This is a genomic window from Pseudonocardia sp. KRD291, assembly GCF_019263595.1.
Lineage (GTDB): Bacteria > Actinomycetota > Actinomycetes > Mycobacteriales > Pseudonocardiaceae > Pseudonocardia.
This window is the reverse complement of the sequence record NZ_JADQDD010000236.1, coordinates 1-10,058: the sequence shown is the minus strand read 5'-3', so window position 1 is coordinate 10,058 and position 10,058 is coordinate 1. Positions and strand designations below refer to the sequence as shown.

Annotated in this window: 9 protein-coding genes and 1 pseudogene; 7 read left to right on the top strand and 3 right to left on the bottom strand. The window is 74.8% G+C overall.

Annotated features, from left to right (window positions below; translation table 11 throughout):
- From I4I78_RS24955 to I4I78_RS24945, 3 genes and pseudogenes are all read right to left on the bottom strand, one after another.
- Positions 1-1,036: pseudogene (locus tag I4I78_RS24955) on the bottom strand (1,4-alpha-glucan branching protein); the annotation flags it as partial.
- Positions 1,033-1,815, bottom strand: coding sequence for a class I SAM-dependent methyltransferase (locus I4I78_RS24950; RefSeq protein WP_308252339.1), 783 nt, complete (start codon positions 1,813-1,815; stop codon positions 1,033-1,035). The pseudogene I4I78_RS24955 and the gene I4I78_RS24950, both read right to left, overlap by 4 nt.
- Positions 1,816-1,899: 84 nt before the next feature.
- Positions 1,900-2,190: a hypothetical protein gene (locus I4I78_RS24945; RefSeq protein WP_218613928.1), complete on the bottom strand. Its 291-nt coding sequence runs from the start codon at positions 2,188-2,190 to the stop codon at positions 1,900-1,902.
- Positions 2,191-2,677: 487 nt separating this feature from the next.
- Here I4I78_RS24945 and I4I78_RS24940 point away from each other — a divergent pair, with 487 nt between their 5' ends.
- From I4I78_RS24940 to I4I78_RS24910, 7 genes are all read left to right on the top strand, one after another.
- The gene (locus tag I4I78_RS24940) at positions 2,678-3,463 is read left to right on the top strand and encodes an electron transfer flavoprotein subunit beta/FixA family protein (protein ID WP_218613927.1); all 786 of its coding nucleotides are present in this window, start codon (positions 2,678-2,680) and stop codon (positions 3,461-3,463) included.
- A gap of 46 nt (positions 3,464-3,509) precedes the next feature.
- The gene (locus I4I78_RS24935; protein ID WP_218613926.1) at positions 3,510-4,457 is read left to right on the top strand and encodes an electron transfer flavoprotein subunit alpha/FixB family protein; all 948 of its coding nucleotides are present in this window, start codon (positions 3,510-3,512) and stop codon (positions 4,455-4,457) included.
- Between the two features lie 194 nt (positions 4,458-4,651).
- A complete protein-coding gene (locus I4I78_RS24930) occupies positions 4,652-5,422 on the top strand; it encodes a GNAT family N-acyltransferase (RefSeq protein ID WP_218613925.1) in 771 nt (256 codons plus the stop codon).
- Positions 5,419-6,366: a 1-acyl-sn-glycerol-3-phosphate acyltransferase gene (locus tag I4I78_RS24925; protein ID WP_218613924.1), complete on the top strand. Its 948-nt coding sequence runs from the start codon at positions 5,419-5,421 to the stop codon at positions 6,364-6,366. The genes I4I78_RS24930 and I4I78_RS24925 overlap by 4 nt, the downstream gene beginning before the upstream one ends.
- Before the next feature lie 113 nt (positions 6,367-6,479).
- Complete coding sequence (locus I4I78_RS24920; protein WP_218613923.1) at positions 6,480-7,685, top strand: cysteine desulfurase family protein; 1,206 nt, start codon at positions 6,480-6,482, stop codon at positions 7,683-7,685.
- Positions 7,685-8,776, top strand: a complete 1,092-nt coding sequence (mnmA, locus tag I4I78_RS24915) for a tRNA 2-thiouridine(34) synthase MnmA (RefSeq protein WP_218613922.1) — start codon at positions 7,685-7,687, stop codon at positions 8,774-8,776. The genes I4I78_RS24920 and mnmA overlap by 1 nt, the downstream gene beginning before the upstream one ends.
- Before the next feature lie 198 nt (positions 8,777-8,974).
- Positions 8,975-10,058: methionine synthase (locus tag I4I78_RS24910; RefSeq protein WP_218613921.1), on the top strand; the 1,084-nt coding region annotated here is incomplete at its 3' end.

Genomic DNA, 10,058 nt, shown 5'->3' with positions numbered 1-10,058 from the left:
CCTCGTGCCACCAGTGCCCGAACAGCTCGGTGTCGAACGCGGCGACGGTCAGCCCGGGCCGGCCCAGGTCCTCGCGCAGCCCGCGCAGGCGGCGCACCACGGTGCCGACGAAGTCCCGCGCATCGCGCGCCACGGCTGCCTCGGCCGCGACCGGGTCGTAGGGGCGTTTGCGCTCGGCCGGGACCCGGCGGCCGGTCACCCGCGACGGCTTGAGCCCGGAGGAGTAGTCCCAGGTGTGGAAGTCGCGGTACTCGGCCGAGCCCGGATAGCCCTTGCGCGGCGACCACACCCGGTAGGTGACCTCGAGGTCGCGGCCGACGCAGAGCACGTCGGAGTCGCCGACCGGGCGGGCCAGCCCGGTGCGCCCGCGCAGCGCCGGTCCGTCGACCAGGAACCGGGAGACGCCGGCGTCGGCGTACCCGCGCTCCATCCCGGGCGCGTAGCCGCACTCCGGCGCCCAGATCCCGGACGGCGCCGACCCCAGCCGCAGCGCGTGGTCGGCCATACCGGTCTCGAGGGAGAACCGGCGCACCCGCGGGTCGAGCAGCGGCGCGAACGGGTGCGCGGCCGGGCCGCCGAGCAGCTCGACGGCGCCGGAGTCGGACAGCGCGCGCAGGACCGGGGACCCGCCGTGGCGCCAGTGCCGCTCGAACTCGTCGGTGGAAGCCTGGGCCACGCGGTGCTCGTGCGCGGCCAGGTCGGGCAGCCGGGTCGCCGCCGAGTGCGCGCGCAGCGTCCAGCCGCCGAGCCAGTCGTGCACCCCGCGCAGGCAGTGCGGGTCGTCGAGCTGCGCGGCGAGCACCGGCGTCACTCCGAGCGTGAGCAGGTCGCGGCGGCCCTCGGCGGCGAGGCGGCGCAGCATCGCCGTCACCGGGAGGTAGGCGTGCGCCCAGGACTGGTAGAGCCACTCCTCGCCGACCGGCCACCGCCCGTGGTGGGCGAGCAACGGCAGGTGCGAGTGCAGGACCAGGCAGAACGTCCCGACCGGGTGCCGGGGGTCGCCCGGTGCGGCCGGGACGGGCGAGGGCGCGGTCACGGGCGGCGGGCCGCGACCAGGAGGTCCAGGCTCTCGGCCAGGTCGTCGTGGTGCAGCACGAAGTCGCCCGCCCGCACCCCCGTGACGTCCTCGCGCAGCTCGCGCGGCCACGGGTCGCCGGACACCGCGACGACGAGCTGGGCGTCGACGAACGAGCCCCGGTACTTCTCGTCGAGTGCCCGCAGGTGCGGTCCGTGCGAGAGCCCGCGCACCGACACGTCGTCGAAACCGGCGTCGGCGACGAGCCCGGCCAGCTCGTCCGGGTCGAGCTCGCGGGTGTGGAACGGGTTGAGCGGGGTGTCGCGCCCGGGGGAGAACGTGATCCGGTTCGGCGTCGAGACCAGCAGCCGCCCGCCCGGTCGCAGCACCCGGAGGCACTCGCGCAGGAACCGCTCCTGCTCCCACAGGTGCTCGATCACCTGCAGCGAGACCAGGACGTCGACCGACCCGGTGGCCACCGGCAGCGCGACCAGGTTCGCCCGCGCGAGCCCGACCCGCGGGTAGCGGCGGGCGACGTGCGCGGCGGTCGGCGCGTCGTAGTCGAGGGCGAGCACCCGGCGGGCGGTCCCGGCCAGCAGGTCCGCGCCGTAGCCCTCACCGCAGCCGGCCTCCAGCACGACCGCCCCCGAGCAGTCCGCGGCGATCGCGGCGTAGACGACCTCGTGGCGGCGGAACCAGTAGTTCTCTTCCGCGATGCCGGGCACGGTCCGCTCGCCGGTCAGCGGTAGCGGATCCACCAGGGTCTCCCGGTGGCCCTCCAGCGAGCCCGCCACGTCCACCACGCCCTCCTCGCCTCGACCGGGCTGGACCCTACCCGTCGGTAGCACCGGGTCCGCCCGGGAGGAACCCGGCGTCGGGTGCCGTCAGACCGGCCCGTCGCTGACGCTGACCACCCCGCCGACGACGTGTCGCAGCCAGGCCAGGATCACCGGGTCGTCGAGGGTGAGCGGGACCTCCGGACCGGACCAGCCCATCGGGGTGACCGGGCGGTGCGCCAGCGCGTCCTCCAGCATGCCGGCCAGTCCGTCGGTGACCCGCACGGTGCGACCGCCGTGGCTGACCACCCGGCTGCCCGGGACCGCCTCCTCGGCGTGGGATCCGGTGCTCAGGACATAGCCCGAACCGAGACGGTCGTCGAACCCGGTCACCTGCACGCTGGAGCCTCCCGTTCGCCGACACCCATCGACGACGCCGACCGTAGCGAAGGTGCCGGGGCGGGGCCCCGGCCGTGGCCCGTGAGGTCGGGCGCACGTGGCCGACGGCACAGCGGCGGCGTTGCACCATCCGGTGGCACACGGGCAGTGCGCGCAGGTGAGACGGGTCACCCGGGGCGACGTTGCGGGCAGGCTACTCGTCGGTAACAATCGGGATCACACGGCCCGACATGCCGGAACGCATCCGCGACTGGCAGAGTCGTCGCCGAAGAAGACGTCACGCATCGCCGCGACCGGCCCGACGGACCCCCGCGGTCGACACGACCGTCCCGCGGTGATGCGAGAAGGTACCGGCGCCGAGTGCCCACCCGGGCAGATCGGCGTCCTTCCCGGAGAGCCGGGCACGGTCGGCGCCCCGCGCCGGCCGGAGAAGAACTAGGCGGCGTGCGTGAGGCAGGCCGTCGCGGCAGGAGGTCGAAGAGGTCCGATGAAGATCGTCGCACTGATCAAGCAGGTGCCCGACACCTACTCCGAGCGCAAGCTCTCCGACTCCGACCAGACGCTGGACCGTGAAGGCACCGAAGCCGTGATCGACGAGATCAACGAGCGTGCGGTCGAGGCGGCGCTGTTGCTCAAGGAGGCCCACGACGACTCCGAGGTCGTCGTGGTGTCGATGGGACCGGACCGGGCCACCGACGCGATCCGCAAGGCCCTGTCGATGGGCGCGGACTCCGCGGTGCACCTCTCCGACGAGGCCCTCCACGGCTCGTGCGCGGTGCAGACCGCGAAGGCGCTGAGCAAGGCGATCGGCACCGTCGATGGCTGGAACCTGATCGTCGCCGGTGAGCAGGCCAGCGACGGCCAGATCGGCGCCGTCCCGGCGATGATCGCCGACGTGCTGGGCGTCCCGTCGCTGACCCACGTGGTCGAGCTCGAGGTCTCCGGTTCCACCGTCACCGCCAAGCGCGAGACCGACGACGGCGTGACGCGGCTGTCGGCCGAGCTGCCGGCGGTGGTGTCGATCGGCGAGAAGGCCAACGAGCCGCGTTACCCCTCGTTCAAGGGGATCATGGCGGCCAAGAAGAAGCCGGTGAGCACCCTGGATCTGGCCGGTGCCGGGATCGACCCGTCCGAGGTCGGCCTGGCCCACGCGCTCACCAGCGTGACGAGCGCCGCCCCGAAGCCGCCGAAGCAGGCCGGCGAGAAGGTCACCGACGAGGGCGACGGCGGCGCGAAGATCGCCGAGTACCTGGTCGGCCAGAAGCTGATCTGACCCGAGACGACGAGAACGAAAACCAGAGACTGAGGGAGAAGCGAACATGGCTGAGGTCCTGGTCCTCGTCGACCACGTCGAGGGCGAGATCAAGAAGACCACCTACGAGCTGCTGACCGCGGCGCGCACGCTGGGCGAGCCGTCCGCGGTCGTCGTCGGCGCGTCGGGTGCCGCGGCGAAGCTGGCCGACGGGCTCACCGCGCACGGCGCGGAGAAGATCTACGTCGCGGAGACCGGCTCCACCGACTTCCTCACCCCCGAGGTGACGGTGCTCGAGTCGCTGATCGGATCGGCCTCGCCGGCCGCGGTGCTGATCAGCGCCTCGGCCGACGGCAAGGAGATCGCCGGCCGCGTCGCGGTCCGGACGAACTCCGGGCTGCTCGGCGACGTCGTCGGCGTGGCCGCGGACTCGGTGTCGCACTCGGTCTTCGGCGGCGCCTACACCGCCGAGGCGAAGGCGAACACCGAGCACCCGGTGATCACCGTGCGCCCGGGTTCGATCGACATCGCCGAGACCGCCGGTGCCGGCGCGCAGGAGACCGTCGAGGTCCCGGCCGCGTCGTCGCCGCAGGCGACCGTCACCTCGCGGGAGCCGATCGAGGCGGGCGACCGTCCGGAGCTGACCGAGGCGACCGTGGTCGTCTCCGGTGGCCGCGGCGTCGGCTCGGCCGACGACTTCGGCGTCATCGAGGGCCTGGCCGACTCGCTCGGCGCGGCCGTCGGCGCGTCGCGTGCCGCGGTCGACTCCGGCTACTACCCGCCGCAGTTCCAGGTCGGGCAGACCGGCAAGACGGTGTCGCCGCAGCTCTACATCGCGCTCGGCATCTCCGGTGCGATCCAGCACCGCGCCGGCATGCAGACCTCGAAGACGATCATCGCCGTCAACAAGGACGACGAGGCGCCGATCTTCGAGATCGCCGACTACGGCATCGTGGGCGACCTGTTCAAGGTCGCGCCGCAGCTGCAGGAGGAAGTGGCCAAGCGCAAGAGCTGAGCCCTTTCCCGCGATCTCGACGACGCCCGGGTGCACCACGCACCCGGGCGTCGTCGCGTGTGGGGGCGCCGTTCACGTTCGCGCGGCCCGGTCGTCGCCGGGGCGGGTGATGTCCGGAGCCGTTCACCGTTGGGCCATCCGGGTGTCGTCGCGGACCCGTCCCGCCGACTCCCGGGCCCGGTACCCATACCCCCGTGACGGAATCTCAGGTCATCGTCCGAACGCCGGAGGCCGCGGCCACCCGCTACTCCCTGCTCCTGACCACCGACGCCGACGACGTCGCCGCCGCCCAGGCACTGCGGCACTCCGTGTTCGCCGGTGAGCTCGGTGCCCGCCTCGACAGCCCCGTCGAGGGCCTCGACGTCGACCGCTTCGACGCCTTCTGCGACCACCTGGTGGTCCGCGAGGACGCGACCGGAGAGATCGTCGGGACCTACCGGATGCTGCCGCCGCACCGCGCGACCGAGACCGGGGGCCTCTACTCGGACGAGGAGTTCCGGCTCGGCCGCCTCGACCCGCTGCGCGGGCAGCTCGTGGAGGCCGGGCGCTCCTGCGTGCATCCGGACCACCGGGCCGGCTCCGTGGTCGGTCTGGTCTGGGCGGGCATCGCCCGCTACATGCTGCTGACCGGCAACCGCTGGCTGGTCGGATGCGCGAGCGTCCCGCTGGTCGACGGCGGCACGGCCGCGGCGGGTGTTTGGGACAAGGTGCTGGCCGACCACATGGCGCCGGAGCAGTACCGGGTCACCCCGCGCATCCCGTGGGACGTCCACTCCGCCCCGCGGCACCGCACGACCGCCCTGCCACCGCTGCTGCGCGGGTACGTGCGCCTGGGCGCCTGGGTGTGCGGGGCGCCGGCGTACGACGCCGACTTCGACGTCGCCGACTTCTTCGTCCTGCTCGGCCTGGACCACATCGACGACCGCTACCTGCGGTTCTTCCTGGGTGGCGAGGCGCAGGCATGACCACCGACATGTCCGAGGTGGTCGTCGACCGGGCCGACGTGCCGGTGGGGGCTCCTCCGGTCGCGCCACGGACCCGGCCGATGCCGGCCGTCGTCGACCTCGTCGAGCACCCCACCCACCCCGGTGTGCTGCCGGCCCGGGAGCGTCCGGGCGGGCCGTGGGCGCCGTGGTCGCCGTGCGGCGCCGAGTGCCTGCCGGCCCGTCCGCGGGGCGGGTGGCTGCGCGCCGCGCGGCGGCTGTGCGCGCTGGCGGCGGTGGTGTCCTGCTTCGTCCTGGCCGGGCCCTTCCTGCCGCTGCTGCGTCCGATCGGGCGCGACCGGCTCCTGCGTGCGGTGCTGCGGCGCACGCTGCGGGCCGCGGGCGTGCGGCTGGAGGTCTCCGGCGCCGCGCGCTCGCTGCGCCCCGGCGACGGTCGCGGCGCGCTGGTCGTGGCCAACCACCTGTCCTGGATCGACGTGCTGGCGCTCGGGTCGGTGACGCCGGTCCGGATGCTGGCCAAGAGCGAGGTCGAGCAGTGGCCGGTGATCGGCACGCTGGCCGCGCGGGTGGGCACGCTGTTCGTCGACCGGGAGGGACTGAGCCGGCTCCCGGGCGTCGTCGACGACGCGGCGGCCGCACTGCGCGACGGCGCGCTGATCGGGGTGTTCCCGGAGGCGACGACCTGGTGCGGTGCCGCGTCGGGTGAGTTCCGCCGCGCCCCGTTCCAGGCGGCGATCGACGCCGGCGTCCCGGTCCGTCCGGTGGCGGTCGCCCTGCGTACCGCGGACGGGCGCCCGACGACGGCGGCGTCGTTCGTCGGGGACCAGACCCTCGGCGACTCGCTGTTGCGGGTGCTGCGGATGCCGTCGGTGGTGTGCGCGGTGACCGTCTCGCCGGTGATCGAGCCCACCGGCGACCGCCGCGCGCTCGCACGCCGCGCCCAGGCCGCTGTCCGGGCGGTGTGAGCACTTCCCGGAGCGCATCCGGTCCAGGTCGCAGGGGCCTCGGACGTCGGTGTGGCGCGAACGGGGTGGATACGCCGGGACGCCCCGGCGTACGGCGATTATCCTGACGGGTGATGACGTACCTGGACCACGCGGCGACCACACCGATGTTGCCTGCCGCCGTCGCCGCGATGAGCGACGCGCTGCTGCGCACCGGCAATGCGTCGTCCCTGCACTCGGCGGGTCGCCGCGCCCGCCGTGACGTGGAGGAGGGCCGCGAGCGGATCGCCGCGTCGGTCGGCGCCCGCCCCTCCGAGGTGCTGTTCACCACCGGCGGGACCGAGAGCGACAACCTGGCGCTCAAGGGCCTGTTCTGGGCCCGCCGCGGCGCCGACCCGCGCCGTACCCGGGTGCTGGTCTCGGCCGTCGAGCATCACGCCGTGCTCGACGCCGCGCAGTGGCTGGCCTCCCACGAGCGCGCCGACCTGCGGCTGCTCGAGGTCGACCCGGTCGGCCGGGTGCGCCCGGAGACGCTGCGCGCCGCGATCGAGGAGGCGCCGGAGAAGGTCGCCGTGGTCTCGGTGATGTGGGCGAACAACGAGGTCGGGACCGTCAACCCGATCCGCGAGCTGGCCGAGGTCTGCCACCGGTACGCGATCCCGCTGCACACCGACGCGGTCCAGGCCGTCGGCATCCTCGACGTCGACTTCGCCGCGTCCGGTGCGGACGCCCTGACCCTGACCGGGCACAAGCTGGGCGGGCCCTACGGGGCGGGCGCGCTGCTGCTCGGGCGCGACATCGAGTGCACCCCGCTGCTGCACGGCGGCGGGCAGGAGCGTGACGTGCGCTCCGGCACCCTGGACGTCCCGTCGCTGGTCGGGCTGGCCACCGCCGTCGAGCTGGCGGTCGCCGACGCGCCGCGGCGACGGGCGCAGCTGGCGGGGCTGCGCGACGAGCTGATCCGCGAGATCACCGCCGTGGTCCCGGACGCGCAGCTGAACGGCGACAGCCCGACCTCCGTCGTGGACGGCGGCCCGGGGCGCCTGCCCGGCAACGCCCACCTGTCGTTCCCCGGCTGCGAGGGCGACAGCCTGCTGATGCTGCTCGACGCGAACGGCGTCGACTGCTCGACCGGCTCGGCCTGCACGGCGGGCGTCGCGCAGCCCAGCCACGTCCTGCTCGCGATGGGGGCCGACGAGGCGTCGGCCCGTGGCTCCCTGCGCTTCTCGCTCGGGCACACCAGCTCCACCGAGGACGTCCGCGCCGTGGCCGACGCGATCGGATCGGTCGTCGAGCGTGCCCGTCGTGCCGGCGGCCGGACGCCCGCGATGACGGCCTGATGCGCGTCCTGGCCGCGATGAGCGGCGGTGTCGACTCGGCCGTGGCCGCGGCGCGCGCGGTGGCCGCCGGGCACGAGGTCGTCGGCGTGCACCTGGCGCTGGCCCGCACCCGCGACGCGCTGCGCTCCGGGTCGCGGGGCTGCTGCTCGCGCGAGGACGCCGCCGACGCCGCCCGCGCCGCCGACATGCTCGAGATCCCGTACTACGTGTGGGACCTGTCCGAGCAGTTCGCCCGCGACGTGGTGGACGACTTCGTCTCCGCCTACGCCGCGGGGGAGACCCCGAACCCGTGCCTGCGCTGCAACGAGAAGATCAAGTTCGCGGCGGTGCTGGACCGGGCGCTGGCGCTGGGCTTCGACGCGGTGTGCACCGGGCACTACGCGCGCCTGACCCCGGACGCGCCGGACGGACCGGTGCTGCGCCGCTCCGCGGACCCGGACAAGGACCAGTCCTACGTCCTGGCGGTGCTGCGCTCGGACCAGCTGCGGCACGCGATGTTCCCGATCGGCGACACGGCCAAGCCGCAGATCCGCTCCGAGGCCGCCGCGCTGGGCCTGCGGGTGGCGGGCAAGCCGGACAGCCACGACATCTGCTTCATCCCCACCGGTGACACGCAGGGCTTCCTCGCCGAGCGTCTCGGCGAGCGGCCCGGGGAGATCGTCGACGAGTCCGGTGAGGTGCTCGGCACGCACGCCGGTGTGCACGGGTTCACCGTCGGGCAGCGCAAGGGCCTGGGCATCGACCGGCCTGCCTCCGACGGGCGGCCGCGCTACGTGCTCGGCATCGAACCGGTCAGCGGGACCGTGCGGGTCGGCTCGGACGCGGCCCTGGACGTCTCGACGATCGAGGCCCGGACCCCGGTGTGGAGCTCCGGCACCGCTCCGGACGGTCCGTTCTCCGCGGTCGCGCAGGTCCGCGCGCACGGCGGTGTCGCACCCTGCGAGGTCGTCCCGGCCGAGGACGGCGGACTGCGGGTGGCGCTGTCCGAGCCGCTGCGCGGGGTGGCCCCCGGGCAGGCGGTGGCGTTCTACCGCCCGGACCCCGGTGGCGACGTCGTCCTCGGCTCCGCCACCATCGCCGCCACCGCCTGACCCGCCACCTCCCATGGACGGCTCGCCCCGGCGGCGAACCGCGCGCGGAACAGGGCCTCGCGCGTGCCGTGACGCGCGCGGGAGCACCGAACCGCGCGCGTTGCGCCGGCCGCGGGGGCATGACCCGCGCGCCGGTCGTCCCGCTCGTGACGCCGAGGCGCCGTCGCGACGCCGCGGGCGCGGTGTTAGACAGGCGCGGTGACATCCGAGGATCCACTGGCCGCCGCGCTCGCCGCCGCCGGGCTGGGCGACGTGCGCCCCGGCGAGACACTGCCCCCGGCGCCCCGGATCGAGGTCGTCGACTCCACACCCGAGACGGTCGAGCCGGTCGAGCTCTGGCCCGAGGGCATCGGCACCGGCGTCGGCTCGCTGCCGGGCACCGACCCGGTCGAGGCGTCCGCGGTCGTGACCGGGGAGACGCCGCAGATGCCGGCCCTGCCCGAGCTGCCGGACCGCGGGGTCGGCGCCGACATGATCGGGCGCACGCTCGGCCTGCTGGTCGACATCGCCGCCGAGGTGGTCCCGACCGGCTGGCGGGTGACCGCCCGTCCGGGCCGCGACCACCGGCGTGCCACCGACATGCTGCAGGCCGACCTGGACGCGTTCGGAGACGCCTGCGACCGGATCCGCCCGTCCTGGGTGAAGGTCGCGGCCGTCGGGCCGTGGACGCTCGCCGCGTCGGTCGAGGTGGCCTCCGGGCACCGCGTGCTGACCGACCGCGGCGCGGTCGCCGAGTTCGCCGCCAGCCTCACCGAGGGTCTGCGCGGGCACGTCGCGGAGGTCGCCGAACGGACCGGGGCGCGGGTCCTGGTGCAGCTCGACGAGCCGTCGCTGCCGGCCGTGATCGCGGGGTCGCTGCCGACGGCGTCCGGGTACGGGACGGTCCGCTCGATCCGGTCCCAGGACGCGGCGGACACCCTGCGCGAGATGATCGGGCAGATCGGGGCCCCCGTCGTCGTGCACTGCTGCGCGGACCGGCCGCCGATCCGGATGCTCGCCACGACCGGTGCCGCCGCGATCGGCATCGACGCGACCCGCCCCGCCTTCGCCGGCGACACCGCCCTCCCGGCCGCGCTGGACGCGATCGGGGAGACGTGGGACGCGGGCATCCCGATGATGCTGGGGTTCCTGCCCGGCACCGCGCCGGCCGTCGAACCGGTGATCGGTGACCTGGCCCGCCTGGGCTACGACCTGGCCGACCGGCTCGGGTTCGACCGCCTGCGCCTGGCCCGCCTCGCCGTCCCGACGCCGGCGTGCGGGCTGGCTGGCGCGACACCGGAGT

What these genes read in the sequence shown, in the direction of transcription:
- I4I78_RS24940 (WP_218613927.1), top strand. Translation starts at nt 2,678, where the DNA reads ATGAAGATCGTCGCACTGATCAAGCAGGTGCCCGACACCTACTCCGAG.
- I4I78_RS24935 (WP_218613926.1), top strand. Translation starts at nt 3,510, where the DNA reads ATGGCTGAGGTCCTGGTCCTCGTCGACCACGTCGAGGGCGAGATCAAG.
- I4I78_RS24925 (WP_218613924.1), top strand. Translation starts at nt 5,419, where the DNA reads ATGACCACCGACATGTCCGAGGTGGTCGTCGACCGGGCCGACGTGCCG.
- I4I78_RS24920 (WP_218613923.1), top strand. Translation starts at nt 6,480, where the DNA reads ATGACGTACCTGGACCACGCGGCGACCACACCGATGTTGCCTGCCGCC.
- mnmA (WP_218613922.1), top strand. Translation starts at nt 7,685, where the DNA reads ATGCGCGTCCTGGCCGCGATGAGCGGCGGTGTCGACTCGGCCGTGGCC.